The organism is Desulfobaculum senezii (assembly GCF_054657395.1).
Window position 1 is genome coordinate 233,916 of the sequence record NZ_BAAHYU010000004.1, and the last position, 25,052, is coordinate 258,967.

The following is a 25,052-nucleotide window of genomic DNA, read 5'->3' on the forward strand; positions in this document are numbered from 1 at the left end:
TTCTCGGCAACCTCTTCTTTCCTTGATGGAAGAAGGCTTTTTTCCCATACTGCACGTATGAAGATGACCTCGCAACACACCCCCACGCTGTGCTTTTTGGGCCATATCCTGCGCAAAATACGTCACGCCGCACTCCTCATGCTTTTTGCGGCGGCTCTCGCATCCCCCCACGTCACCCACGCCCAATCCCTTGTCGTCGCTACAGCCTACGACATGGTCCCCTTCTCGTTCATACAGCGCGACAGCATCGCCGGATACGATATTGACCTCTGGAAGGCCATCGCCAAAGAAGCCGGACTCTCCTTCCAATTTTTGCCACAAGACTTCTCGGCTATCATACCCGCGCTCAAACGAAGAACAGCGCACGTTGGCATTGCCAGCATAACCCGGCCACACACAATTCCGAAGGACCTTGAATTTTCCACGCCGTACTACGAAAGCGGCCTGCGCCTGCTCGTGCGCACGGGCGAAACAACCATCGCCGGCCCAGACGACCTCAAGGGGCGCACCATCGCCTGTAAGCTGGGGACCACAAGCGTCACCTATGCCTACCGCAACCTCCCCGCAACCATGGTCAGCCTCTTCCGGGAAATCGAGGACGCCTTCCAAGCCCTCCTCTTCCAGCAAGTGGACGCCGTACTCTTTGACGCGCCCATCATGGAACACTACGCCCTGCAGGAAGGCAAAGGACGCGTCAAAGTGGTCGGCCCCCTCCTCAATCCCCAACACTACGCCATCGCCATGCGCAAAGACCTCGGCCTTAAACCCACCATCGACGCCGCCCTCGAAACACTCCGGAAAAACGGCACCCTGCGGCGCATCCACACGACGTGGTTCGGCGAAAACCCCATCGCCCCATAAACCCACAACTCCCCACACACCCGCTCACGACCTGACGCAACACGCGCCCAAAGCGCCCCCCCTCACGTCTCCAACACCAACAAAAAACGGCCAGCCCCTTTCGGGACTGGCCGTATGTGTTTTCATATACTGCCGTGCTTACATTTTAGGGGACCACAACGCCCCAAGCCGTTTGGACGCACACGCCTCATACCCACGCAAGTGGCTTCGGGCATCGCGAGACAGCGGCTTAAACATGGCTTTAATGCGGCGGCGCATGGTGTGGAACGCGTTATCCTTATCCGGCGCAGAGGCTATGCGCCCCTTGTCTCGCCATACGTCAAACTCGGCATGAATGGCCTGAATGTCGCGCGCAATGAGTGCATCAACCAATGGCAACATTGCTGGCGTACTCTTTAATTCAGGAGCAAGATACTCATCCCGGAACCACTCCGGCTGCAGCCCATCAAAAATCTCCAGACTAATGTCGATGCACCGCTCACGCCAGTGCGCATCATCCCCCACAAGACGGGGAGCAATTTTCTTAATGTCGCGAAAGTAGTTTTCCATCAGGTACTTGATAAGCGGCTTAATGGTTTCTGCCTCCACCAAAATACGCTTCACTTCGCAAAAATGAGCAAGCTGATGCTCAACTTCCCGCGAAAGCTCATTTCCCGGGGACTTATGGTCCTGCCGAAAATAGTAGAAAAAACTCCCGCACTGGGAAAACTCACCAACCTGTGTCAGCGCTTCGTACATGCTGCACACGTCTTGCCCCAACTGAAAAGGAAGGTGTCGCAGTTCAATCTTGCGTATGAACTCCGTTCGAAACACCCAGCGCCACAGAACCTTACATTTCCAGTACGAGGGGTTGGCAAAAGTCGTTTTTGAAATGGGAGAATTATAAAAATACCGACGGGTATTAAATGTTTTGTCAGAAAAAACAACAGCGTTGCCGCAAACCATATCAACACCATCACGGTAGGCCACCCCAAGCATATCCTCAGCAGCGCGTTCATGGAGAAAATCATCAGCGTCGAGCCATGTCACAAATTCCCCGCGAGCCTCACGTTGTCCCACTTCACGCGTAGGGCCTGCCCCCTTATTCTCCTGATGCACCACCCGCACCCGATCATCGCTGGCCGCGTAGGCATCCGCAATCTGCGGAGACGCATCCGATGAACCGTCATTAACGATAATCACTTCGATATCCGGCTCAGTTTGCGCCAAACACGATTCGACGGCGACGGGGAGCCATTTTTCCATATTATATGTCGGGATAACGATGCTGAGCTTGGGGGACACGGGATACTCCTTGTACTATGACTTCCGCGCAACACGCCGCGGACTTCGCTCTCTTGGGGAAAGGTTCCATACCAAAAGCCCTAACCGTTCACAATCGCCATCCCCATCTCCCGCCAACAAAAAACGGCCAGCCCCTTTCGGGGCTGGCCGTGTGTGTTTCTTTCTGGCTCTGGCGTGGTCTAGTCGTGGCCGACGACCTTGCCGAGGAAGTCTCGCAGGCGTTCGTTCTGCGGGTTGGCGAAGAATTCGTGGGGTTCGTTTTCTTCCTGAATCTGGCCTTGGTCGAAGAAGATGACGCGGTCGGCCACTTCTTTGGCGAAGCCCATTTCGTGGGTGACAACGACCATGGTCATGCCTTCCTGCGCCAGCTTCTTCATAACTTCCAGCACTTCGCCGACCAGTTCGGGGTCGAGGGCGGAGGTGGGTTCGTCGAAGAGGAGGACCTTGGGCTGCAGGGCCAGCGAACGGGCGATGGCAACGCGCTGCTTCTGGCCGCCGGAAAGCTGGTCCGGGTAGGCGTGGGCCTTTTTCTTGAGGCCAACCTTGTCCAGCAGTTTCATGCCGAGAGTCACGGCGTCAGCCTTGGAAGTCTGGCGGACCTTGATGGGGCCGAGGGTGACATTTTCCAACACGGTCATGTGCGGGAACAGGTTGAACTGCTGGAAGACCATGGAGGCCTCGGAGCGGACGTAGTTGATGTCCGTTGCCGGGTCCATGATGTCAAAGCCGTCCACCTCAATGGTGCCGGAGGTCGGCTCTTCCAGTTTATTGATACAGCGCAGCACCGTGGACTTGCCGGAACCGGACGGGCCGATGATGACGACCACTTCGCCGGAATCAACGTGCAGGTCGATGCCTTTGATGACTTCAAAGTCCCCGAAGGACTTCCGCAAATTTTTAATCTTGATCATATATTCTTTCCCCCAATCGCCTATCGGTAGGCGAGGCGTTTTTCAACAATACGCAGAACACGGGCGATCGTCAGGGTCATTGCCAAATACACAAGGCCAACAGTCAGGTACACCTCAAAGGCGCGGAAGTTCACAGCCGTAATCTCCTGACCGGTCCGCATCAGTTCGGACACGCCGATGACCATAAGCAGCGAGGTATCCTTCAGGCTGATGATGAACTGGTTGCCCAGCGGCGGAATCATGCGCTTAAAGGCCTGCGGCCAAATGATGTAGCGCATGGTCTGTCCGCGCGTGAGGCCGATGGAGCGGCCTGCTTCAAACTGGCCGGAGTCGATGGACTGCACGGCGCCGCGGACGATTTCCGCGATGTACGCGCCGGAGTTGATGGCAATGACGATGACGCCCGCAACAACGGGGGGGATGCGCATACCGACGGCCATAGGCAGGCCAAAGTACAGAAACATGGCCTGTACGAGCATAGGCGTGCCGCGAATGATTTCTATATAGAACCCTGCGAGCTTGCGCAGAGGGGAACTCTTGGAAATCTTCATGAGGCCGAAGAAGACACCAATAACGAAGCCGAAGAACAGGCCTCCGAGCGTCAGGATAATTGTCAGGTGCACGCCGCGCATAAGCTGCGGAAGGGTTGTGACCATGACGGAGGGATCGAAATTAAAAGCCATATAGCACCACTTTTTGCGTTTTTCAAAAAATACCGGGGGCAGTGTGAACCGCCCCCGATATCAATGTTTCAAAAGGGAAGTGGGGGACTAGCGAGGCTCGGAGCCGAACCACTTCACGTACAGATCGCGGTAGGCGCCCCTTTCCTTGAGGGAAGCCAGGGCGGCGTTGACCTTCTTCACGAGGGCGCTGCCCTTGGGGAAGCCCATGCCGTAGGCCTGACCGTGGTACAGGGGACCAACGACCTTAACCTGACCGTGACCAGCCTTGCGGATGAAGTCGCCAACGACGGGGGAGTCGAAGATGACGGCGTCTGCGCCGCCGGACATCAGCTCCATGAACATGGCGTCGTTGTTGGGGAAGAGTTTGACGTCCTCGGCGCCGGAGCGCTCCTTGGCGAGGTCGGCGCTGGTGGTACCCAGCTTGGTGGCGACCACTTTGCCCTTGAGGTCTTCAATCTTCTGGACGTCGTTGTTGTCCTTGCGGACGAGGATAACGAGGCCGGAATTGTAGTAGCCATCGGAGAAGTCGATGACCTTGGCGCGCTCGGGCTTGATGGTTATGCCGGCGATGCCCACATCAAGCTGGCCCGTCTGCAGGCCGGGGATGATGCCATTGAAATCCATGGGCTGAAGGTCGTACTCCACGCCGATTTCCTTGGCGATGGCGTCCCAGAGTTCCACGTCGAATCCGGTATGCTTACCCGTTTCGGGGTCCTTGAACTCAAAGGGAGGGAAATTGGTGTCCGTTCCGATTACAAGCTTGTCACCAGCAAAGGAGACAGAGCCCATGACGAAAACGAGAGCCATGGCACAAAGAGTGACCAGTACGCGTTTCATGCTTCCTCCGTATGTATGGAATCCGAGGTTATCCAACCAAGGTGGAGAACCGTGTGGCACTACGCCCGGGACCGACGGGATGTCCGTATGCGGTCCGCCTCAAAATGACCTGCCTTACATGCAATAAAACACGGACTGAGGCAAGGGAATTTTTGTCAATTTTGGAGAATTGGGGTCTTTTTTTTCAAAATACCCACTTTGTGAGGTCCTGTTCCAATCTTGGCAAATGCTTTCCAAAATGCGGCCAAAACTGCCCCGGACGTAGCACAAAACACAGGCTCGTGCCGCACGAACACCGCCCTTCTCAGTTCAGGACAGTCACCGACGGCAAGGCCCCAGCATTTGCCCGCCATGGCTCACTTTTCCCCTCAAAAAGACGCAATTTCGCCACGAGGAGCGCACATGTACAATCCGCAGGCCGCAGCGCCGGGTACAATTCGCCAGACGCGCCATTTCCGCCAAATTTCACGGCAAAAGTGCCCCGAAAGGCTTTGTGGCCGCCATCCGCATCCATATGCTCGAATCAGGCACCACAACACACAGACAGAGCCCCCCCCACCCCAATTTTGCGCAAAATCGAGAAAACAGCAGGCGCTGTATTTTCGGGTTGGAAAGTATGGCGCCCTTCTTGTGACAAAAGGCCCAATACACAAAAATGTTAAAAACAGCCTTGTCGGCAGCATGGAGAACAGCTCTCTGGGGCTGAGGGCGCCGAAACGCGACCTCGGGCCAGTCAGAGGACCGGTGTGAAGCCCCCGGGTATCGCAGAGAGCGCTGTCTCCCCCCTTCTGGGAGGGCGCTGCGAATTGGGCAAAAAGAAAGCCGGTCTCAGTAAAGCCTGAAACCGGCGAATATTTTTTGATGGTGGCCCCGGCAGGAGTCGAACCTGCGGCCTACCGCTTAGGAGGCGGTCGCTCTATCCAGCTGAGCTACGGGGCCATATGGCTAGCGGGTGAAAGGAAATTCAACCGCTGAGGGCGTTTGAACTAACCGACTTACGCGAGGAACGCAAGTCCTTTTCGCCCCTGTGCGGCATTTCGGGACGAGGAAGGCGGTGAAAAGCGCCGCCCACACGGCAGAGTACGTCCCGCCCCGCCGTATGGCAAAAAAGACGCAGGCGCGGCAAGCCTTCGCCGCCGCGCCCGCGCTATTACAATATCATTATATAAAGGCGCATCCAGAAGGCGCTAGGCGCTCCGGCGCTCAAGGCGTGCCCAGCCGGAGCTTTGCAGCTTGGCGCCGCTGGCGGCAAGCACCATGCACTCGCGACCGGGAAGGCTCTCGATGCTCCGCACGCCGTGCTTCGCATCCATAACAAACGCGGCGGTCGCCAAGGCGTCGGCCTCCATGACGGTACGGCCCACAACGCTGACGCTCACGGACTGCACCGGCGAGATGCCCGTTGCCGGGTTCACCACATGGTGCAGGGTTCCCTTTGCGTCAAAGGGCTGCTCATAGCCGCCGGAGGTCGCCACGGCGCAGTCGCGCAGATTCAGCACGGCGGGATAGCGCCCCTGCCCTGCCGGGTCTTCAATGGCCACGGTCCACGTTTTGTCGCCGCCGACGCGGATGTCGCCGCCTGCGTTGACCATATAGGAACCAACGCCGGCACCGGCCAGCGCTTCGGCGGCGCGGTCCACGATGTAGCCCTTGCCGATGCCGTCCAGCGTGGCCTGCATGCCCTCACGGGCAAAGCGGATATCCCGTCCGGTGCATTCCAGCGCGTTGGCGTCCACAAGGCGCAGCACCTCGGCAAGTTCCGAGCGCGGAATGTCGCCTGCGCTGACGGCCTTGCCCTGCTCGCGCAGGTAATCCACAACGGGGAGCACCGTAGGGTCAAAGGCCCCGCCGGTAAGCGTGGCCATATCGCGGGCACCGCGCACCACGGCCACCATGTCCGGATGCGCTCCGGTAATGCGGCCTGCGGCGTTGAGGTGCGAGGCCTCGGTCCCTGCGGCGTGGCGGTCCAGCACCGTGCACAGAAGCTTGATGGCGGCGTACGCCTCACCAATGCCCTGCTCCGCGCGGTGTTTGGAGTCGTCCACAACCGTGATGGTCACAAAGGTGCCCATCAGGAACTGCGTGCTGACGACCTTGTGCCTGCCCCCCTCGCGGGTGGCAGAGCTAAAGCCGATGTCGGCCAGTGCACGGGTGGGAGCCGCAAGGGCTCCCAGTCCGACAACAGCGCCAAGGCGCATGAACGCCCGTCTGGTCACTGCCTTCATATCCATGATGCTAGTCCTCCGCGTCCAGAGGCTTCACGTCCGGGTCGGCGGCGTATTCCGCGCCAGCCTCGCCGTCGTAACAGGTCAGGCCGCAGCGCAGGCAGCGCGAGGCTTCCTTGCGCGCCAGAGAGGGATCCAGCGGCTGGCTAACCTCTTCCTTAAAGGTCGTGCGGCGCTCGGCCACAGGAATCTCCTGCACGGCCACGCGGGGGATGGTGTACTTGACCTTCATGCCCTTGAGGATGGTCTCGGGAATCACTCGAAGCTGTTGGTCCTCGGGCTTTTTCGCCTCGCCTTCCGTCAGGAGCATATGGATGGAGCGTGCGGCGGTGCGGCCATCGGCAACGGCCTCAACCACAGTCGCGCGCCCGGAGTAGACCTCGCCGCCAACAAACACGTTGGAGACAGACGTCTGAAGCGTCACCTTGTCTGCGTCGATGGTGCCCTTCTTGGTCACGGCGAATTCGGACTCGCCGTCCTCGCCCACAAAGGGCGTCATGTCGGGCACACGGTCCACGCAGTTGATGACAAGGTCGCAGTCCACGACGGCCTCGGTGCCCTCGACGGGCGCCGGGGTCCCAGTAGCCTTCTTGGGGTCCTTGTACTCGGTGGCGATATATTCCACGCTGATGACGCCGCCGTCAGCGGACTTCACCGCGGTGGGCTTCGTCTTGTAGAGGATTTCCGCACCGATTTCCTCGGCGCGCTCCACTTCCAGCTTGTTGGCGGACATCTTGCGCTTGATGTGCTGGGACAACACAACGATGCGGGCGGCGTTCAGGCGGCCTGCGCTGCGCGCCACGTCCATGGCGGTGTTGGTGTCGCCGATGATGACAAGACGCTTGCCGGCGAGGTCCACCGTCTCGTGCTTCAGGCTGGTGAGGAAGCTGACGCCATCCACCACGCCGGGCGCGGTGTCGCCGGGGATGCCCAACTGCGGCGTCTTCCATGCGCCTGTTGCCACGAAGATGGCCTCAAAGCCTTCGTCATTCAGGGTCGTGATGGTAAAGTCCTTGCCGAACTCCAGTCCGGTGCGGGGCGTAACGCCCAGCTCAAGGATGCCCTGCACGTCCCAGTCCGCCACGCGGTGGGGCACGCGGTATTCGGGGATGGCATGGCGCACCATGCCGCCAAGGGACTCGCGGCGGTCAAAGACATGCACCTCGTACCCAACGCGGCGCAGGTAGAACGCGCAGCTCATACCCGCCGCGCCGCCGCCGATGATGGCGACCTTGCGGCCGTTAGACGGATTGCACTGCATGGGCACGCGTCCGCCGGAGGCCATCTCCCAGTCGGAGACGTAGCGTTCAAGGGAATTGATGGCGATGCCTTCGTCCACGATCTGGCGGCGGCAAATGGTTTCGCAGCCGTGCGGACAAATGCGGCCCACAACGGACGGCAGCGGCAAACGCTCCTTGAGCGTCAGAAGCGCGCTGCCCATATCGCCGGCCTTGATCTGCTGGATCATGGTGCGCACGTCCAGCTGGGCCGGGCATTTCTGCATGCACGGGGCAAGGCAGTCGTCCAGCTTGTTCAGATGCAGCAGGTCAGAGGAGAGGCCCTTGATGCGGATGGCGCCCGTGGGGCACACCTCGGCGCACTTGCCGCAGGAGCGGCACAGCGCCTCGTTGACCACGGGCAGGCCTTCCTCGGACAGCTCAATGGCGCCAAAGCCGCAGGCCTTCACGCAGGAGCCTTTGCCAAGGCAGGCAAGGCCGCACATCTTGTCGCCGCCGTAAAGCATGGACATGGCGCGGCAGTCCTCAACGCCGGAGTAGTCATAAATCTGCTTGGCGCGTTCACCGCCGGTGCAGATGAGGGATGCGACCTTAGGCTCCTTGAAGCTCACGGACATGCCCATGACGGACGCAACCGACGTAGCGATGTCCATGCCGCCGGCCACGCAGACCTCCGGCGGCGCTTCGCCGGCCACCACTGCGGCGGCGGCCGCGCTGCAACCGGGGTAGCCGCAGCCACCGCAGTTTGCGCCGGGGAAGCAGTTTTCCACCGCCGCGACGCGCGGGTCCTCCTTCACATGCAGCACCTTGGAGGCCACTGCCAAAACGGAGGCCGCGGCAAAACCGAGGCCCGAAAGCAAGAATATCGAAGTGCTTACCATTTCGTCACCTTATTGATATTCTGCCGGATTCCCCGTGGGTCCACTGCTATGCGCCGATGCTGTGCACGGCGACATAGGCAACGGCGGCGTCGGCGGCCAAAACGCCAAGAGCAGGCAAAGCCAGCTTGGCGTGGCGCACCACACAGCCACCGGGAAAGGCGCCGCCCGTGGCACTGCGGCGGATGAGCACACCGCCAAAGTGCACGCCACCTGCCACCAGCAGGATGAACAGCATCCCGTGCAGCACGGAGCCAACGGCAAGGCCAAGACCCATGAGTATGAAAACGACAGTATTCAGCATTGCGGATATTCCTTTGTATTCCTTTTGGTTATTCAGCGCGGCCTACGCGGCCATGCCCTGAAACGCAAAGAACGCCAGGGACATCAGGCCGGCCATGACCAGCGCGATGGGGACGCCGCGGAATACATGAGGAACGGGGGCCATGTCCAGTCTTTCACGAATGGAAGACAGGATCACCAAAGCAATCGTAAATCCGATGCCAGACGCCAGTGCAAACACTACAGAAGTTAAGAAATCAAACTCCTTACGCTGCACCATAATGGCGACACCAAGCACCGCGCAGTTGGTAGTGATGAGTGGAAGAAAAAGACCCAGCGACTTGTAAAGTGGCGGAATCACTTTCTTCAAAAACATTTCCACAAATTGCACAAGCGAGGCGATAATAAGGATGAACGCGATGGTTTGCAGATACTCCAGCCCGTTTGGCACCAGAGCGTACACATGGATGGGCCATGTGATGGCTGTAGCCATGACCAGAACGAACATAACCGCCCCGCCCATGCCAAGGGCCACGTCGATGCTCTTGGACGTTCCCATAAACGGGCACGCGCCAAGGTACTGCACCAGCACGATGTTATTGATGAAGATGGCCGAGATAATCAGCAGAAAGTAGTCCATTGCACCTCTCCCCTAGTCCATCTTGCACGCGCCGCAGGAGCCGCAGCCATCGCCGCACCCGGTGATGGGCTTCGGCGCGGGCAGCTTGTTCTTCTTGGCGTGCCAGACGTTGAAGGCGTTCATCCCGGCAAGGATGAGGCCCAGACAGATGAACGCTCCGGGAGCCTTCACCATAATGGCGAACGGCTCGAAGCTCTCCCACATGACAGGTGCGCCAAACACCGTGCCGCTGCCAAACAGCTCGCGCACGGTGCCGAGGAAGGTCAGGGACAGCGTAAAGCCAATGCCCATGCCCAGTGCGTCCATGATGGAGTACCACACGCTGTTTTTGGAGGCGAAAGCCTCAGCGCGGCCCAGAATCAGGCAGTTTACGACAATGAGCGGCACAAAGATGCCCAGCTGCTGGTACAGCGGATACGTGTACGCCTGCATGAGCAGCTCCACCGTCACAACCAGCGAGGCCGCAATAACGATAAAGCACGCGATGCGGACCTTGGTGGGGATGACGTTGCGCAACAGCGAAATGATGATGTTGGACATCGTCAGCACGAACACAACGGCAAGGCCCATGCCGAGGCCGTTCTCCGCGGACGAGGTTACCGCCAGCGTCGGGCACAGGCCGAGCAGCACACGAAACGGCGGCAGCTCCGCCCACAGTCCCTTGACGAATTCCTTCATGCTTCGGTTCATGACTGGCCTCCACTCTGCTGCAGGGCGGTAATCATCTCATCCTTATGGGCGGTATACAGGGCCACGGCCTTCTTCACCGCGTCCACAGTTCCCTTGGAGGAGAACGTCGCGCCGGAGACGCCGTCGATGTCGGAGCCAAGGTCGAGGTTCGAGGGCGCATGCGCGCGGAACTGGCCGGTAAAGCTCGGCTCGGTCACGCGGGTGCCAAGGCCGGGAGTTTCGGTCTGGGTGGTGATGCCAATGCCAAGGAGCGTATCCTCGGCAATGTCAAAGCCCACCATCACACCGATGTCGCCGGAATAGCCCGGAGCCGCCGATTCAAGGGCAACGCCGGTCAGCTCGCCTTCACGCACAACCGGAAAGACGACCACCTCGCCCACATCCGGGGCGGTAATGGTCACACGTTCCACGATAGGGTCGTTCTCGTGCGGGCCAACCACGTGCATCAGGGCCGGGCCCTGCACATAGGTCAGCACCTGCTCTTCAATCTTGTCGCGCGTTGCGGCCTTGAGGGTGGCCAGCGAAAAGCCGGACACGCCGCAGATGAGCGACAGGACGAGTATCATGCTCAGTATCTCTTTCATGATGCCTCTAGCCTCCGAAAGGTTTGGGACGAACGCGGTCCAGCAGCGGGCTGAGCAGGTTCGCCAGCAGGATGGCGAAGGGCACGCCGTCCGGATAGACGCCGTACTCGCGGATGACCATGACCAGCGCGCCGCCAATGAAGCCATACAGCAACTGGGGCACGCGCCCTGCCGGGCTGGACGCATGGTCCGTAGCGAGGAAGAACGCGCCAAAGACCACACTGCCCGTCAACACGTGGAACAGCGGGCCGGCGGCCATATCCGGGTGCACCATATGAAAGACCTGCGCCATGGCCATAACGCCCACGATGAAGGCGGCGGGAATGTGCCAGCGGATGACGCCGCGCCACAGCAGGAATGCGCCGCCGATAGCCAGCGCCAGCACCTGCGATGCGCCAAGGGCGCCAAGGGCGTTGCCAAAGAGGAAGTCCGTCAGGTTGTACTGGTACTGCACGGCATCAAGGCCGAAGTACTTCAGCTGCGCCAACGGCTCATTGAGCACGCTCATGGGCATGGTCATGTCGATGTCCATAAACGCGGGCCACGACACGCGGCACATTGCCCAGGCCACAAGGGGGGCGCACAGCGGGTTCACGCCGTAGCCGCCAAACACTGCACGGCCAAGGGCCACAGTCATGGCCGCGCCAGCGGCAACCAGCCACCACGGCGCGCCGGCAGGCAACAAAAAGGCGAACAGCACCCCTGCGTACAGGGCGCTGAAGTTGTCCACATCCACATCACGAGCCATGAGACGAAGGCACAACGCTTCCACCAGCACGGCCACAGCGCCGGCAAGGGCCATGATGCGCGCGGCGTCAATGCCGTAGGTCATAACGGCCATGACCGCGGCAGGCGCCAACGCCGCCAGGCTGGTGAGCGACAGATTCTTCACGCCCATACCCAGCCGCCAATGCGGGGCCGGGGTGACGCTCAGTGCTCCTGCGCTCTGCGCAAGCGGTTTGATAACCGGAGGAGTCATTTGCTCAATCCTTGTTCCGAAAGTTCACGCCCCGCGCCGCGTGGGCGGCAGGCGGGCCGTTCTATGCATCCTTCACCCTGACGGTCACGCGGCATGCCGCCACGTTCCGCCGGGAAGATATTGGGCCTTATCCTTCGCGCGAGAGGCGCAGCTGCTCCTTGGCAAAGCGCAGCATATGCAGCATCGGACGGCGGGCCATGCAGTGCATGGCGCACAGGCCGCACTCAAAGCACACCCCAAGGCCGCTGGCCGCCGCCTTCTCGAACATGTCGTACTCCGCATAGCGGGTAAGCATGTTCGGCTGCAGGCGCGCCGGGCAGTGCTGCACGCATTCGCCGCAGTTGATGCACGGGCGGTCTTCAACAGGCGCGGCGCTTTCCGCCGGGACAATGCCCACGGCGCGGCAGTCGCGGCCAATGCCTTGGTCCGTACTGAACGCCGCCGCTCCGCGCATGGGACCGCCAAGGCGGACCACATCGCCTGCGTGAACCTCCAGCCCTGCCGCTTCCAGCACGGCCTGCACCGGCGTCCCGATGCGCACGCGCCAATGCTTGCCACCGGCGGTCAGCACCGTTTCGGCAACAGGCAGGCCTGTTTCGACAACGCGGCCCAGCTGCCACAGCGCGGCAACGTCGATAACGCAGACACCGGCGGGATTTTCCTTGCCGGTGGCGGCCTTCACCACAAGGGGGTCAACGCTGGCGGGATACACGCCGGGAGCGCGCACCGTCTGCGCACCGTCAAAGGATACAGACGCCGCCGAATCTGCGGCAACGACAGTGGTCTTCACCGCCCCAACAAGCAGCTTCGCGTAGTCCACGCCAGCGCGGACGGTCTTGGCCTCGGATTCCAAAAGCGCGGTGGCGACACCCACTTCCGGCTCCGGGTCCATGGCATTGATGATAAGATGTTCTGCCGCCGCGTAGCGCCGGGTATCAATGCCCAGACCGCGCAAGGCGCGCAGGCGCTCCTTGGCATCGGTTATGGCGGCAAGATCCACCGGCTCCACGGTTTCGGGTTCGTCTGCGGGTTTCAGGGTCACAAAGGCGTAAGACACCTTGCTGACCTTGCCCGCCACAGGGGCGTGCATGTCGCCGCACCCGGCTTCGGCGCACTGGGCCACAAGCGTGCCCTGCGCAATGCTTTTGCCGCGCGCGGCCTTGAGCAGCATGCCCTTGACCGGAATGTTCAACTCGCCCGGAACGGGCATCTCGTGGATGCTTCCGGGGAGGGGATTCAATGAAAGGTCGTACTTTTTCATGACGTTCCTACTTCGCATGGCACTCGGTGCAGCTTTCGTCGCCGTAAGGTCCGGCGCCCATGGACTCGTGACATCCCATGCACTGCCAGTGGAAGGCATCGCCCGTCAGGGGCAGCATGTCTGTGTCCGGACGGTCCTCGTCGGGCATATCGGCAGACGGCTCGGTGTAGTGGCACCGTTCGCAGTAGTCGTTGGAAGGGAAGGATTTCTGATGCTTCAGGCGGAACTCGTCATTGAATTCCTTGGGGTGGCACGTGGCGCAGGGCAGCGGCTTTGCGCCCTCCTCGACCAGACCGTCATGGTGACAGTCCTCACACGCCAGTCCCAAGTCCTCGGCATGCAGCTGATGGGTAAAGAACACCCGCCCGCCGCTGTTCTCCATCACCACCCGCGTCGGGGCGTCCGGAGAGTCCTGGGGAAGCAGATAGCCCACAGCGGCAACGACGATGCACACCGCCACAACCACTGCTATGGGTACATATCTTTTGTGCAATGAAAGAACCTCTCAACTTTGCGCTACTGTTTGCGGACCTGCCGAATCGCTCCGGCGTCCACACTCCTCAACCACTCCAAAAACAGCCCCTCCGCGGGGGAGGGGCTGCCTCATCATGAGGACTCCGTCAGCCACAGGAGTCCCTCCGTGTCATCAAGCCCCTTTGTGCGTGGCCTGAAACATGGTGGCAGCCGAAACGCCAGGGCCCCGGCTGCCAAAGAAAGAAAGGGGGGTGAGTGGCCGGACCCGCCCTAGAAGCGGCTCCGGCCACGAGGCCTGCATGCAAGGCACAGGAAATCCCGCACGCGACGGCCTCTTTCACCGAACTGATCGTACAACGCTAACGCGCAGAGCACAGTCCGTGCCAGCTTCCACTTACCGATTGCGGTGGACTGATTGGTTCGTCACACAGCCGACATTATGCCGCCACAGCGACAAATCCACCGCAATACCAACCTGTTAGTAGCCGACTACACCCGGTAACACGAAATTGCAATTCATATCCGTATATCGCCTATTTTTTTCAATTTCTTGTGATTGGTTAACCAATCAACCATCGTGTCTGATTTTTCATACTGCCCTGCACACTTTGCATGCAAAGCTGGGAACCCACTGCACGCAACGTCACCTGGCCGACAGGCCAAACCGTCGTCCAGATGACAGTACACCTGCGTCTGAAATTCCAGACATCAACAGGAGGAAACCCGTCACCCTGTGAAAAAACTGTCACACGGCTGAAACTATTTGCCTGCGGATACAGAAAAAACGCAGAAAAATACGCTCTTCAACAGCCCGCCACACAGGCCAAAAGCCCCGTAATACAAGGCACCAGAGGAAATCCCGCCCTTTCGTATTTACATGCTATGAAAAGAGGTTATAGTATCGAAATGACTCCTGCTTCAGGACCGAGGAGGGGCCTCAAGCAGAACCGTGAAACGGAGGAAAGAATGGATATCACTCACCGCATGAAACGCACGATCGCCCTCGCCGCCCTGCTCGTCTTTGTCACGTCGCAGGCTGCCATGGCTGCATTGCCCGAGTTCACGGCCCTTGCCGAGAAAGCAGGTGGTGCGGTGGTCAACATAAGCACCGTCAAAATCGTTGAGCGGGGCAACAACCAAATGAAGGAGTTTTTCCGCTTTCACCAGCGGGGCAACCCCTTTGAGGATTTCTTTAACCAGTTCGAGCCGTTTTTCCGCATGCGCCCGGACCAGCGCCCCCGCAAGGAGCGCTCCCTCGGCTCCGGCTTCATCATTTCCAAGGACGGGTTCATCGTCACCAACAACCACGTCATCGCCAACGCCGACGAAATCTCGGTGAACCTGCAAGGTGTGGACGAGCCCCTGCCCGCCACCATCATCGGCCGCGACCCGGAAACGGACCTCGCCCTGCTGAAGATTGACGCCGACCACGACCTGCCGGTGCTCACCTTCGGCGACTCGGACGAGACCAAGGTCGGCCAGTGGGTCATGGCCATCGGCAACCCCTTCGGCCTTGACCATACCGTCACCGCGGGCATCGTCAGCGCCAAGGGCCGCTTCCTGAACTCCGGCCCCTTTGACGACTTCATCCAGACCGATGCCTCCATCAACCCCGGCAACTCCGGCGGCCCCCTGCTGAACCTCCACGGCGAGGTCATCGGCATCAATACCGCCATCATCGCCTCGGGTCAGGGTATCGGCTTTGCCATCCCGTCCGACATGGCCCGCAAGGTCATCACCCAGCTGAAGGAGAACAAGAAGGTCTCCCGCGGCTGGCTGGGCGTCACCATCCAGAACGTTGACGACAACACCGCCAAGGCGCTGGAAATGGACGAACCGCGCGGCGCGCTTATCGCCTCGGTCCTGCCCGGTGAACCCGCCGACGAAGGCGGCATCAAGGCCGGCGACGTCATCATCGGCGTCAACGGCGAGGACGTGGACGACGCCAACGACCTGCTGCGCCAGATTGCGGGCATCGCCCCCGGCGAAAAGGCCAAGATCACCGTCTGGCGCAACGGCGACGACAAGACCCTTCGCGTCACCCTTGGCGAACGCAAGACAGACAAGCTCGCCCAGCAGGGCCGCCCCGAGCAGACGCAGCCCGCAGAGGCCCTTGGCCTCTCCCTGCGGCCTGTGGACCCGCGCGAAGCCCGCGCCCTTGGCATGGACGTGGCGCAGGGCCTGCTGGTGACCAGCGTGGCACAGGGCTCCCCGGCGCAGGAAAGCGAAATCCGCCCCGGCGACGTCATCCTGCAGGCCAACCAGCAGTTGGTGAACTCCGTGGACGACTTTAAGGACATCCTCGAAGGCGACGCCAAGGACAAAGGAGTGCTGCTCCTGCTCATCCAGCGGCAGGGCCAGAGTGTGTTCCGCACGCTCACCCTTCCCGACGAGTAACAGCCGCCTATATCATTAACCATATAAGGGCCTTCCAAACGGGAGGCCCTTTTTTTGCCCTGCCGGGCACACAACCACTTGAAACCCGGTGGCTTTTACGAAAGAATCCCGCGTCATGACATCCACATTGCCACAACAGCGCACCCTCACGGCAGGGTGCAAGGTGAACCTGTACCTCGATATCACCGGCGTGCGCCCAAACGGCTACCACGAACTGCACACCCTGTTCGTGCCACTGGCCGAACCGGCGGATACGCTGACCGTTACACCTGCGGAGGGAAGCGGCCTGCGCCTTACCTGCTCCCGCCCGGAGCTGGAAGGGTCGGATAATATCATTATCAAGGCGTATGAAGCGTTTGCCGAGGCCACGGGTTTTCGCCCCAGTCTTCGCGTACACCTTGACAAACGCATCCCCTTCGGTGCAGGACTCGGCGGCGGAAGTTCCGACGCCGCCGCCATACTGCGCTATCTGAATGACAGCGCGGGCGAAGCGGCACTGGAGCACACAGCCCTTTCGGCGCTTGCCACGCGCATCGGGGCGGACGTTCCGTTCTTTCTGCTAGGCGGCCCAGCCTGGGCCACAGGCATTGGCGAAGAGCTTGTGCCTGCCGAGCTTGATTTAGCCGGTTTCACTCTGGTAGTGTTGTGCCCCGACATCCACGTCTCCACACCATGGGCGTACGCGGCTTGGGACGCGGCACATCCGGCCACGCAGAAGAACGAAAAACGCCCCGAATGCTTGACATGCGCAGCGAGTGCGGGTAAGTGCTTCCCCTGCTCCGCGTTCCTGCTCCACAACAGCTTTGAGCACGTGGTCTTTGGGGCCTTCCCAAAGCTTCGCCAGCTCAAGGAAGCACTGCTCCGCCAAGGGGCAGCAGGGGCAGTTATGAGCGGCAGCGGTTCCAGTCTGTGCGCCCTCTTTCGCAACCGACAGGATGCAGAGCGCGCGGTTCTTACGTTCCGACAGGAACAGGTTCCCGCTTTCTTTCACAGTTTTTGATGCTGGGGTGTCGCCAAGGTGGATAAGGCAACGGGTTTTGGTCCCGTCATTCGAGGGTTCAAGTCCTTCCACCCCAGCCATATTTTATTTTTAAGGAACAATCACGATGGCAATTGGCGAATTGAAGATCATGACCGGCTCGGCCAACCCCGAGCTTGCCTCCGAGATTTGCAACCACCTCGGCTGCGAACTCACCCCGTGTCTTACCGACACTTTCAGCGACGGTGAAATCCGCGTAGAAATCGGCTCCAACGTTCGTGGCGCCGATGTTTTCGTGGTCCAGCCGACCTGTGCCCCCGTGAACTTTCACCTGATGGAACTGTGTATCATCCTTGATGCACTCAAGCGCGCCAGCGTTGGCCGTGTGACTGCCGTCGTGCCCTACTACGGCTACGCTCGCCAGGACCGCAAGGTCGCTCCCCGCGCCCCCATCTCCGCCAAGCTCGTGTCTGATTTCCTTACCGTGGCCGGCATTGACAGGCTCGTTACCGTTGACCTGCACGCAGGACAGATTCAGGGCTTCTTCAACCTGCCCGTGGATAACCTGTATGCCGCCCCGGCCCTTCTGGATTACCTGCGCCAGTACGACGAAGACCTCGTCATCGTCTCTCCCGACGCTGGCGGTGTTGAGCGTGCACGCGCCTACGCCAAGCGACTCGGTGCCGGCCTCGCCATCATCGACAAGCGCCGCGATGCCCCCAACCAGGCCAAAGCCATGAACGTCATCGGTGACGTGAAAGGCAAGACCGCCATTGTCCTTGATGATATGATCGACACCGCAGGCACCATCTGTGCCGGTGCCGAAGTGCTCATGGAAAATGGCGCCAAGGAAGTGATGGCCTGCGCCACGCATCCCGTGCTGTCCGGCCCGGCTGTGGAGCGACTTGAAAAGTCCTCCTACTCCAAGGTCATCGTTACGAATTCCATTCCGCTTGGCGAAAAGGCCAAGCAGAGCTCCAAGATTCAGGTAATGTCGCTGGCCAGCCTGCTGGGCAAGGCAATCCACAACATCCACACGGAATCTTCCGTGAGCGTATTGTTTGTCTAACTCTTTTTTTATTGACGACCACCGCCGGGCCCGCCGTGGAGCCGAGCGGGAACAGCTTGAAGGAGATACTCATGTCTGAACAGGTTATGCTCAAAGCCGCCGTGCGAGAGGAAACCGGCAAGGGCTCCTGCCGTGCCCTGCGCGCTAAAAAAATGACGCCCGGCGTTTTCTACGCTAAGGACGAAAACATCCTCATCCAGGTTCCTCAGATCGATCTGGACAAGACCAACGCCATCGTTGGTACCTCCCAGATCTTCTCCATCGACATCGATGGCAAGGGCGCCCGTCCGGCGCTGATCAAAGAGCTGATCTGGCATCCCTGCAAGCGGGAGATCACCCACGTCGACATCTACGGCGTAGACATGGACAAGCCCGTCCGTGTGCGGGTTCCCCTGCGCATCGTTGGTCAGGCTCCGGCCATGGCCATGGGCGCTAAGCTCGAAGTGTACCGCGCTTCCTGCGTGATTGAGTGCCTGCCCGGCGCCATTCCGGAAGCTGTTGATGTTGACATCAACAACCTCCAGCCCAACGAGACCATGCAGATTGAGTCCATCGCCCTGCCCGAGGGTGTGAAGGTTCTCAGCGATGACAACTTTGCCATCCTGCACCTGGCTCTCAAGGGCGCTGATGACAGCGCTGAGGGCGACGAGGAATAAACTCACGCCGTTTCCGCAAGGCCCCGCCTGGGGCCTTGCGTTTTTCCGGTGCGCAGCATCGGTGCCTCCCTTCTCCTATCGTCTTGGCCAGCCGGCCTCCTTGTTGTTATAGCTCCATCGCTTTAGGTCGTTGTGTAGCCCCTGTGTGGCCGCTGACGCCTCGATAGGCATATTGGTAGTGCATATGAAAAATTTCGCAGGACTCATCGTTGGCCTCGGCAATCCCGGGCCCGACTACGAAAACACCCGCCACAACTTTGGTTTCATGCTGGCGGACCGCATTCTGGAAAAGGCGGGCGGCACGGAAAAGTGCCCGCGCGTTGGCAACTGGGATGACTGCCTTGCATGGGACTGCCCCATCATCCGGTCCAAGGCGCATTGGGTCGTGGCCAAGCCGCTGACCTATATGAACCTGAGCGGTATCGCCGTAAAGCGCATTAGCGGCAAATATGCCATCGCGGCAGAACACATCATCGTCGCCCACGACGATATGGACCTGCCCCTTGGCAAGATGAAACTGAAAAAGGGTGGCGGAACCGCCGGCCACAACGGCCTGAACTCCATCGTCGACGAGCTGGGCACGCGAGAATTTCTGCGTCTTCGCCTTGGAGTCGGACGCCCCACTGTCCGTGGCGGAACGCGCGATTATGTGCTTGGCGAATTTTCCGAGCAGGAAATGGACACCGCCCAAGCGGTTGTGGATGCCGCCATCAAAGGCATTGGCATTCTGCTGCGCCGGGGCCTGCCCCTCGCCATACAGCACATCAACAGCTTTGACGCAGTACCCACCGCAGAGAATACTGAAAACCTAGACTAACAGAGTCTTTTAAGATACGTTTCTCGGGTTGCGTGCTTCACTGAGAGTAATGGAGATAAGGTAACGTGTTTTCAGAAAACGAAATTGTCGTCTACCCCGCCCAAGGTGTTGGGGTTGTTGAACGTATTGAGGAACAAGAAGTCGGCGGTGCAAAAGCCGAGTTCTACATCGTCCGTATCCTGAGCAACAATGTGACGCTTATGGTACCGGTCTTCAATGCGGAGAATGTCGGTCTGCGACATGTCTCGTCCAAGGAAAAGGCGGATGCGATCATAGATTCGCTTAAGGACCGTTCCGACTTCACCGGATACTCCGGACAGAATTGGAACCGCCGCTACCGCGAATATTCCGAAAACCTCAAAAGTGGCGACCTGGCCGATGTCGCCTACGTCCTCAAAGAGCTGCTGCTCATCGGTAAGGACAAGGAACTCTCCTTTGGCGAACACCGCCTGCTGGAGCAAGCCATGGGCCTGTTGACGCTTGAACTCGCCCACGCTCTGGACAAGGAACAGGACACCGTCCGTACCGAAATCGAAGCGCTTTTCTCCGACGTTCTTGAAAAGAAGGAAGAAGAGGACTAGAAATCCCTTGCCATTGCGCATCCGGTGCGCTAAAAATTGTTCTAGTGAAAAGAGCACTATTTTTTCTTCATTGCCAAGCAAACTTCGGCAGCATCCCTTGCATTAATTTCTCATTAATTAGCTCGTAAAGCCTATTACTTTCCGCGCACCGGATTCTTGTCGTGCGGAACGGAGCCGATACATTACCGGCTCCGTCCTATGGGCTTATGCTAGAATTTTTCTGTGGGTTCTCCACTGCGGTACGGGCTGTATCGAGTAATGTCGCTCAGTCTATATCCGCTACTGTTTTTTGCCTCGTCCCACTAAAGACGTATCTTACACGACCAAAGCTAGTACCCCCCGCGTACCATACTGCGCCACGGAGAAGGTCATGCATCAATCCGAACTGAAAGCCAAAAGCATGTCCGAGCTGATGGAGCTCGCCAAGGAATACGAAATCGAAAACCCGAGTGGCATGCGCAAGCAGGAGCTTATCTTTGCTCTGCTTAAGGCATGCGCCTCGCAAAACGGCTCCATCTTTGGTGAGGGCGTTCTGGAAATCCTGCCCGACGGTTTCGGCTTCCTGCGCTCCCCCATGTACAGCTACATGCCCGGCCCTGACGATATCTATGTCTCCCCTTCCCAGATCCGCCGATTCGGCCTGCGAAAGGGCGACGTCATCTCCGGCCAGATTCGCCCCCCAAAAGAAGGCGAACGCTACTTCGCCCTGCTGCGGGTGAATGAAATCGGGTTCGAGAAACCCGAGGCCACCAAAAGTCTCATCCTCTTTGACAACCTCACCCCCATCTATCCCGACGAACATTTCCGCCTTGAAAACGGCAAAGAAAACCTCTCTGCCCGCATCATCGACCTGCTTGCCCCCATCGGCAAGGGTCAGCGCGCGCTGTTCGTTGCTCCGCCCCGCACGGGTAAGACCGTGCTGCTGCAGACGGTTGCCAACTCCATCAAAGCCAACTTCCCGGATACCTACACCATCGTTCTGCTCATTGACGAACGCCCCGAGGAAGTCACGGACATGGAGCGCACCGTTAACGCGGAAGTTGTCAGCTCCACCTTTGACGAGCCGCCGCAGCGCCACGTGCAGGTTGCCGAAATGGTTATGGAAAAAGCCAAGCGCCTTGTGGAACGCAACAAGGACGTGGTTATCCTGCTGGACTCCATCACCCGCCTTGGCCGCGCCTACAATGCCGTGACGCCGTCGTCCGGCCGCGTGCTGTCCGGTGGTCTGGACGCCAACGCCCTGCAGCGCCCCAAGCGCTTCTTCGGCGCGGCGCGCAACGTGGAGGAAGGCGGCAGCCTGACCATCATCGCCACCGCCCTCATCGACACCGGCTCCCGCATGGACGAAGTCATCTTCGAAGAGTTCAAGGGCACCGGCAACTGTGAGGTCTACCTCGACCGCCACCTGTCCGAGAAGCGCGTCTTCCCGGCACTGGATATCAACCGCTCCGGCACCCGTAAGGAAGAGCTCCTGCTCTCCGACGATGTGCTGAACCGCGTGTGGATACTCCGCAAAGTCCTCGCGCCCATGAACTCCATTGATTCCATGGAATTCCTCATCAAACGCATGAAGAACTCCAAGAACAACAAGCAGTTCCTGGACATGATGAACAAATAAGTTCATCGCGCTCAGTGTCTCTCCAGCGGGCCGAAGCAGTTGCTTCGGCCCGCTTTTTTTGCATCTGAGCGTCCGGCGCGTGCAGGGCATCATCTTGCACATCCTTGGCGAACCGGCCAAGGTGCGGTATCACGGAACGCGAAGTGAGCGCCGTCACCAGACGACGCCGGACCCGCCGCGCGGCAGGGAAAGCCCCTGCACGCTCGCGCTGTCCGTTTCCGTCATCAACCGCCCGCCCGCGCGGGCCTTCCGTATAAGGAACATCCATGTCCCGAACGCACACCGGCCTTCTTGCCCCGATGCGTCACGCACTGTGCCTGCTCCTCGCTCTGTTTATTGCTGCCGGGCCACTGCTCGCGCCGCGCCCAGCGCGCGCCGACCTGTTTGGCGACTTTCCCATTGAAAAGGAAAAGGAACTCGGCAAAAAGTACAATACCCTCATGCGGGCACGCCTGCCCATCATCGAGGATCCGGAAATCTCCGGCTATATCCGCGGCATTGTGGAGCGCATCAACGCGCAGGTGCCGCACATGCCCTTCGAGCTCAAGACCTCCGTGGTGCTGAACCACCACATCAACGCCTTTGCCGCGCCCGCCGGATACGTCTACGTCTTCACCGGCCTCATCACCAACTTTGAGCATGAGGCCGAGCTTGCGGGCGTCATTGCGCACGAACTGGCGCACGTGTCCCACCGCCACATCGCCGGACGCATCAAACAGCAGCAGGTGACGCAGCTTGGCATGCTGGCCGGAATGCTGGCCGGAATGTTCATGGGCGCGGCCGCTGGCGGCGACAGCGGCGCGGCCGCAGGCAACGCTCTCGCCATCGGCTCGCTGGCTGGCGGCGTACAGACCATGCTCAACTACAGCCGCGTGGACGAGCGCGAGGCTGACCAGTCCGGACTGAAATACCTTGTCGCGGCAGGCTACAACCCCACGGGCATGGTGTCGGCATTCAAGAAGATTAAGAAAAAGGCGTGGCTGGCCGGTGCGGGGAACCTGCCCAAGTACCTCAGCACCCACCCCGCCGTTGAGGACCGCATCACCTTCCTGAGTAGCCGCATCGGCTCCATGCCAAGCGACATCCAAAACCGCCCGCTTGACGACAGCAAGTTCCAGCGCATCAAAACGCTCATCACCGCCCGCTACCTTGACCCGCAGCTGGCCATCAGCCGGCTGGAGACGCCGCGCGGCGAAAACGGCGCGCTCAGCGCCATGGGCCAAGGCATCGTCTACTCGCGCGAGAACAAAATCGGCCCCGCACGCGAAGCATTCGCCAGCGCCGTAGACCTTGCGCCCAACGACCCCCTTGTCCTGCGCGAGGCCGGACGCTTCCACTACCTCAAGGGCGACCCCAAGCTCGCCGCCAGCCTGCTGCAAAAGGCCGTCCTCCTCAATTCCAAGGACCTGATGGCGCTGTTCTACTTTGCCCGCCTGCTGGGGGACAATGGCGACACCAGCCGCGCCATCGACATGTACCGCCGCGTGCTGGCCCACTTGCCCGAGGATAGCGAGGTCCACTACCACCTTGGGCGCGTGCTGGGTGAATCCGGCAACCTTTTCGAGGGGCACCTGCACCTCGCCTATTCCGCCATCTACGGCCTGAATAAAAAGAAATCGCGCTTCCATCTGGAAAAGGCGGAATCCCTCGTCAACGACGACGAATCACGCAAGGAGCTTTTCGAACAGCTCAAGAAAGTCTACGCCGAGCGCGCCGAATTCTGGTAGTCCCGTCCACCACAGCGCCTCAGGCCATGCCGCACATCGCGGCATGGCCTTTTTTCATGTTTCGCGCTAGGGCTGAAGGGGCCGCACACGCCACGGCAAACCCGCGCAGGAGGCACCATGATCACAACCCTCGGCTCGTGGACCATCGGGTCCGGCACCCTCTCCATCCGCACCGGCGATATTACGGCGTCCACCTCGGACGCCATTGTCAACGCCGCCAACTCGCGCCTTGCCGGAGGCGGCGGCGTGGACGGCGCCATCCACCGCGCCGCAGGACCGGACCTCCCCCGCGCCTGTAAACGCATCATTGCCGAGCGCGGCACCCTGCCGCCCGGACAAGCGGCCATTACCCCGGGCTTTGCCCTTGCCGCGCGCCACATCGTGCATACCGTTGGCCCCATCTGGCGCGGCGGAGCGGACGGCGAACCCGAAACCCTCGCCTCCGCCTACCGCGAAAGCGTCCGCCTTGCCGCCGAGCATGGCGCCCAGAGCGTGGACTTTCCCGCCATCAGCTGCGGCGTTTACGGCTTTCCCGCAGAACGCGCCGCCCCCATCGCGCTGCAAACCCTTGCAAAAACTCTGGAGCAGGGTCTGGTCAACGCCGTTTCCATGGTTATATTTTCCGACAACGCAGCAAAAACGTGGCTCGCCCGCGGCTCCGAGCTTTTCGGTCCGCCCGCTTGAGCCCTCTGGCCGCGAGGGTGCGGCAAAGCCCGCATCCCCATTTCACCCCGGTTTCCGGCGGCGCGCGGCCCACAGCAACGTCAAACATGACGTGGAGCCCATACCCGGCCTCCACAACGCGACAACGAGGATTCAATGGACATACGAGGCACTACCATCCTTGCCGTTCTGGATGAGAACGGCGTAGCCATCGCAGGAGACGGACAGGTCACCTTCGGCCAGAATGTGGCCCTCAAGCACGGTGCGCGCAAGGTGCGCCGCCTGTATAAAGACAAGGTCATCGCCGGTTTTGCCGGCTCCACGGCCGACGCCTTTACGCTGTTTGAACGCTTTGAGGCCAAGCTGGAGGAATTCGGCGGCAACCTCGTGCGCGCCAGCGTCGAGCTCGCCAAGGAATGGCGCATGGACAAGTACCTGCGCAAGCTGGAAGCCATGATGATTGTGGCAGACGCCGAAAACGTCCTCATCCTCACCGGCACCGGCGACGTTATCGAGCCGGACGACGGCGTGGTTGCCATTGGTTCCGGTGGCCCCTACGCGCTGTCCGCCGCCCGCGCCATGAAGCGCAATACGGACCTGCCCGCCGAAGTCATCGCCGAAAAGGCCCTTGGCATCGCCGCGGAAATCTGCGTGTACACCAACGACCACATCATCGTGGAAACTCAGAAGAAATAAGCATTCACGCGGCAGGCTCCGC

The 25,052-nt window shown here is 60.1% G+C and carries 24 protein-coding genes and 2 tRNA genes; 12 read left to right on the forward strand and 14 right to left on the reverse strand.

Annotated features, from left to right (window positions below):
• Window positions 1-63 precede the first annotated feature (63 nt).
• Window positions 64-861, forward strand: coding sequence for a transporter substrate-binding domain-containing protein (locus ACYQ2T_RS15975; RefSeq protein ID WP_459901890.1), 798 nt, complete (start codon window positions 64-66; stop codon window positions 859-861).
• 138 nt (window positions 862-999) lie between these two features.
• Here the strand turns inward: ACYQ2T_RS15975 and ACYQ2T_RS15980 are convergent, their stop codons facing one another.
• The 14 genes from ACYQ2T_RS15980 to ACYQ2T_RS16045 all read right to left on the reverse strand — a co-directional run bounded on the left by ACYQ2T_RS15980 (window position 1,000) and on the right by ACYQ2T_RS16045 (window position 13,846).
• Entirely contained in the window at window positions 1,000-2,145 is a 1,146-nt protein-coding gene (locus ACYQ2T_RS15980; protein ID WP_459901891.1) for a glycosyltransferase family 2 protein, read from the reverse strand.
• 179 nt (window positions 2,146-2,324) lie between these two features.
• Window positions 2,325-3,056 carry an amino acid ABC transporter ATP-binding protein gene (locus tag ACYQ2T_RS15985; protein WP_459901892.1) on the reverse strand — a complete coding sequence of 244 codons (732 nt, stop codon included), beginning with the start codon at window positions 3,054-3,056 and terminating at the stop codon, window positions 2,325-2,327.
• Window positions 3,057-3,076: 20 nt separating this feature from the next.
• A complete protein-coding gene (locus ACYQ2T_RS15990) occupies window positions 3,077-3,739 on the reverse strand; it encodes an amino acid ABC transporter permease (RefSeq protein WP_404845479.1) in 663 nt (220 codons plus the stop codon).
• Between the two features lie 87 nt (window positions 3,740-3,826).
• The gene (glnH, locus tag ACYQ2T_RS15995; RefSeq protein WP_459901893.1) at window positions 3,827-4,576 is read right to left on the reverse strand and encodes a glutamine ABC transporter substrate-binding protein GlnH; all 750 of its coding nucleotides are present in this window, start codon (window positions 4,574-4,576) and stop codon (window positions 3,827-3,829) included.
• Between the two features lie 862 nt (window positions 4,577-5,438).
• Window positions 5,439-5,515 (reverse strand) — tRNA-Arg (locus tag ACYQ2T_RS16000).
• Between the two features lie 248 nt (window positions 5,516-5,763).
• Window positions 5,764-6,807, reverse strand: coding sequence for an FAD:protein FMN transferase (locus ACYQ2T_RS16005; RefSeq protein ID WP_459901894.1), 1,044 nt, complete (start codon window positions 6,805-6,807; stop codon window positions 5,764-5,766).
• Window positions 6,808-6,811: 4 nt separating this feature from the next.
• Window positions 6,812-8,920 (reverse strand): FAD-dependent oxidoreductase, encoded by a 2,109-nt coding sequence (locus ACYQ2T_RS16010; RefSeq protein ID WP_459901895.1) that lies wholly within the window; start codon window positions 8,918-8,920, stop codon window positions 6,812-6,814.
• Window positions 8,921-8,966: 46 nt separating this feature from the next.
• Window positions 8,967-9,221: a hypothetical protein gene (locus tag ACYQ2T_RS16015; protein WP_459901896.1), complete on the reverse strand. Its 255-nt coding sequence runs from the start codon at window positions 9,219-9,221 to the stop codon at window positions 8,967-8,969.
• 42 nt (window positions 9,222-9,263) lie between these two features.
• Window positions 9,264-9,839, reverse strand: a complete 576-nt coding sequence (locus ACYQ2T_RS16020) for an electron transport complex protein RnfA (RefSeq protein ID WP_404845474.1) — start codon at window positions 9,837-9,839, stop codon at window positions 9,264-9,266.
• A gap of 12 nt (window positions 9,840-9,851) precedes the next feature.
• Window positions 9,852-10,529 carry an electron transport complex subunit RsxE gene (rsxE, locus tag ACYQ2T_RS16025; protein WP_404845473.1) on the reverse strand — a complete coding sequence of 226 codons (678 nt, stop codon included), beginning with the start codon at window positions 10,527-10,529 and terminating at the stop codon, window positions 9,852-9,854.
• The gene (gene rnfG / locus ACYQ2T_RS16030; RefSeq protein WP_459901897.1) at window positions 10,526-11,113 is read right to left on the reverse strand and encodes an RnfABCDGE type electron transport complex subunit G; all 588 of its coding nucleotides are present in this window, start codon (window positions 11,111-11,113) and stop codon (window positions 10,526-10,528) included. The genes rsxE and rnfG overlap by 4 nt, the downstream gene beginning before the upstream one ends.
• A gap of 7 nt (window positions 11,114-11,120) precedes the next feature.
• Window positions 11,121-12,092: an RnfABCDGE type electron transport complex subunit D gene (locus tag ACYQ2T_RS16035; protein WP_459901898.1), complete on the reverse strand. Its 972-nt coding sequence runs from the start codon at window positions 12,090-12,092 to the stop codon at window positions 11,121-11,123.
• Window positions 12,093-12,219: 127 nt separating this feature from the next.
• A complete protein-coding gene (locus ACYQ2T_RS16040) occupies window positions 12,220-13,353 on the reverse strand; it encodes a 4Fe-4S dicluster domain-containing protein (protein WP_459901899.1) in 1,134 nt (377 codons plus the stop codon).
• Window positions 13,354-13,360: 7 nt separating this feature from the next.
• Complete coding sequence (locus tag ACYQ2T_RS16045) at window positions 13,361-13,846, reverse strand: cytochrome c3 family protein (RefSeq protein ID WP_404845469.1); 486 nt, start codon at window positions 13,844-13,846, stop codon at window positions 13,361-13,363.
• A 947-nt stretch (window positions 13,847-14,793) separates the two neighbouring features.
• Between ACYQ2T_RS16045 and ACYQ2T_RS16050 the strand changes: the two genes are divergently transcribed.
• The 11 genes from ACYQ2T_RS16050 (at window position 14,794) to hslV (ending at window position 25,030) form a co-directional block, all read left to right on the forward strand.
• Window positions 14,794-16,224 (forward strand): DegQ family serine endoprotease, encoded by a 1,431-nt coding sequence (locus ACYQ2T_RS16050; RefSeq protein ID WP_459901900.1) that lies wholly within the window; start codon window positions 14,794-14,796, stop codon window positions 16,222-16,224.
• A gap of 115 nt (window positions 16,225-16,339) precedes the next feature.
• Window positions 16,340-17,224, forward strand: coding sequence for a 4-(cytidine 5'-diphospho)-2-C-methyl-D-erythritol kinase (gene ispE / locus ACYQ2T_RS16055; protein ID WP_459901901.1), 885 nt, complete (start codon window positions 16,340-16,342; stop codon window positions 17,222-17,224).
• Window positions 17,225-17,227: 3 nt separating this feature from the next.
• Window positions 17,228-17,304, forward strand: a tRNA-Gln gene (locus ACYQ2T_RS16060).
• 26 nt (window positions 17,305-17,330) lie between these two features.
• Window positions 17,331-18,272, forward strand: a complete 942-nt coding sequence (locus tag ACYQ2T_RS16065; protein ID WP_459901902.1) for a ribose-phosphate diphosphokinase — start codon at window positions 17,331-17,333, stop codon at window positions 18,270-18,272.
• 71 nt (window positions 18,273-18,343) lie between these two features.
• Complete coding sequence (locus ACYQ2T_RS16070; protein WP_459901903.1) at window positions 18,344-18,928, forward strand: 50S ribosomal protein L25; 585 nt, start codon at window positions 18,344-18,346, stop codon at window positions 18,926-18,928.
• Between the two features lie 184 nt (window positions 18,929-19,112).
• The gene (pth, locus tag ACYQ2T_RS16075; protein ID WP_459901904.1) at window positions 19,113-19,745 is read left to right on the forward strand and encodes an aminoacyl-tRNA hydrolase; all 633 of its coding nucleotides are present in this window, start codon (window positions 19,113-19,115) and stop codon (window positions 19,743-19,745) included.
• 65 nt (window positions 19,746-19,810) lie between these two features.
• Window positions 19,811-20,326 carry a CarD family transcriptional regulator gene (locus ACYQ2T_RS16080; RefSeq protein ID WP_404845463.1) on the forward strand — a complete coding sequence of 172 codons (516 nt, stop codon included), beginning with the start codon at window positions 19,811-19,813 and terminating at the stop codon, window positions 20,324-20,326.
• A gap of 370 nt (window positions 20,327-20,696) precedes the next feature.
• The gene (gene rho / locus ACYQ2T_RS16085) at window positions 20,697-21,944 is read left to right on the forward strand and encodes a transcription termination factor Rho (protein ID WP_459901905.1); all 1,248 of its coding nucleotides are present in this window, start codon (window positions 20,697-20,699) and stop codon (window positions 21,942-21,944) included.
• Window positions 21,945-22,210: 266 nt separating this feature from the next.
• Window positions 22,211-23,671, forward strand: coding sequence for a M48 family metalloprotease (locus ACYQ2T_RS16090; protein WP_459901906.1), 1,461 nt, complete (start codon window positions 22,211-22,213; stop codon window positions 23,669-23,671).
• A 117-nt stretch (window positions 23,672-23,788) separates the two neighbouring features.
• The gene (locus ACYQ2T_RS16095; protein WP_459901907.1) at window positions 23,789-24,355 is read left to right on the forward strand and encodes an O-acetyl-ADP-ribose deacetylase; all 567 of its coding nucleotides are present in this window, start codon (window positions 23,789-23,791) and stop codon (window positions 24,353-24,355) included.
• 135 nt (window positions 24,356-24,490) lie between these two features.
• Window positions 24,491-25,030 carry an ATP-dependent protease subunit HslV gene (gene hslV, locus ACYQ2T_RS16100; protein ID WP_459901908.1) on the forward strand — a complete coding sequence of 180 codons (540 nt, stop codon included), beginning with the start codon at window positions 24,491-24,493 and terminating at the stop codon, window positions 25,028-25,030.
• Window positions 25,031-25,052 lie beyond the last annotated feature (22 nt).

Excerpts from the sequence above, each read along its gene's own strand:
- ACYQ2T_RS16005 (WP_459901894.1), bottom strand. The coding sequence starts at position 6,807 with ATGGATATGAAGGCAGTGACCAGACGGGCGTTCATGCGCCTTGGCGCT.
- ACYQ2T_RS16035 (WP_459901898.1), bottom strand. The coding sequence starts at position 12,092 with ATGACTCCTCCGGTTATCAAACCGCTTGCGCAGAGCGCAGGAGCACTG.
- ACYQ2T_RS16050 (WP_459901900.1), top strand. The coding sequence starts at position 14,794 with ATGGATATCACTCACCGCATGAAACGCACGATCGCCCTCGCCGCCCTG.
- ACYQ2T_RS15990 (WP_404845479.1), bottom strand. The coding sequence starts at position 3,739 with ATGGCTTTTAATTTCGATCCCTCCGTCATGGTCACAACCCTTCCGCAG.
- ACYQ2T_RS15975 (WP_459901890.1), top strand. The coding sequence starts at position 64 with ATGACCTCGCAACACACCCCCACGCTGTGCTTTTTGGGCCATATCCTG.
- ACYQ2T_RS16010 (WP_459901895.1), bottom strand. The coding sequence starts at position 8,920 with ATGGTAAGCACTTCGATATTCTTGCTTTCGGGCCTCGGTTTTGCCGCG.
- ACYQ2T_RS16070 (WP_459901903.1), top strand. The coding sequence starts at position 18,344 with ATGTCTGAACAGGTTATGCTCAAAGCCGCCGTGCGAGAGGAAACCGGC.
- rho (WP_459901905.1), top strand. The coding sequence starts at position 20,697 with ATGCATCAATCCGAACTGAAAGCCAAAAGCATGTCCGAGCTGATGGAG.
- ACYQ2T_RS16095 (WP_459901907.1), top strand. The coding sequence starts at position 23,789 with ATGATCACAACCCTCGGCTCGTGGACCATCGGGTCCGGCACCCTCTCC.
- ispE (WP_459901901.1), top strand. The coding sequence starts at position 16,340 with ATGACATCCACATTGCCACAACAGCGCACCCTCACGGCAGGGTGCAAG.
- hslV (WP_459901908.1), top strand. The coding sequence starts at position 24,491 with ATGGACATACGAGGCACTACCATCCTTGCCGTTCTGGATGAGAACGGC.
- ACYQ2T_RS16040 (WP_459901899.1), bottom strand. The coding sequence starts at position 13,353 with ATGAAAAAGTACGACCTTTCATTGAATCCCCTCCCCGGAAGCATCCAC.
- pth (WP_459901904.1), top strand. The coding sequence starts at position 19,113 with ATGAAAAATTTCGCAGGACTCATCGTTGGCCTCGGCAATCCCGGGCCC.
- rsxE (WP_404845473.1), bottom strand. The coding sequence starts at position 10,529 with ATGAACCGAAGCATGAAGGAATTCGTCAAGGGACTGTGGGCGGAGCTG.
- ACYQ2T_RS16015 (WP_459901896.1), bottom strand. The coding sequence starts at position 9,221 with ATGCTGAATACTGTCGTTTTCATACTCATGGGTCTTGGCCTTGCCGTT.
- glnH (WP_459901893.1), bottom strand. The coding sequence starts at position 4,576 with ATGAAACGCGTACTGGTCACTCTTTGTGCCATGGCTCTCGTTTTCGTC.
- rnfG (WP_459901897.1), bottom strand. The coding sequence starts at position 11,113 with ATGAAAGAGATACTGAGCATGATACTCGTCCTGTCGCTCATCTGCGGC.
- ACYQ2T_RS16020 (WP_404845474.1), bottom strand. The coding sequence starts at position 9,839 with ATGGACTACTTTCTGCTGATTATCTCGGCCATCTTCATCAATAACATC.
- ACYQ2T_RS16090 (WP_459901906.1), top strand. The coding sequence starts at position 22,211 with ATGTCCCGAACGCACACCGGCCTTCTTGCCCCGATGCGTCACGCACTG.
- ACYQ2T_RS16065 (WP_459901902.1), top strand. The coding sequence starts at position 17,331 with ATGGCAATTGGCGAATTGAAGATCATGACCGGCTCGGCCAACCCCGAG.
- ACYQ2T_RS15985 (WP_459901892.1), bottom strand. The coding sequence starts at position 3,056 with ATGATCAAGATTAAAAATTTGCGGAAGTCCTTCGGGGACTTTGAAGTC.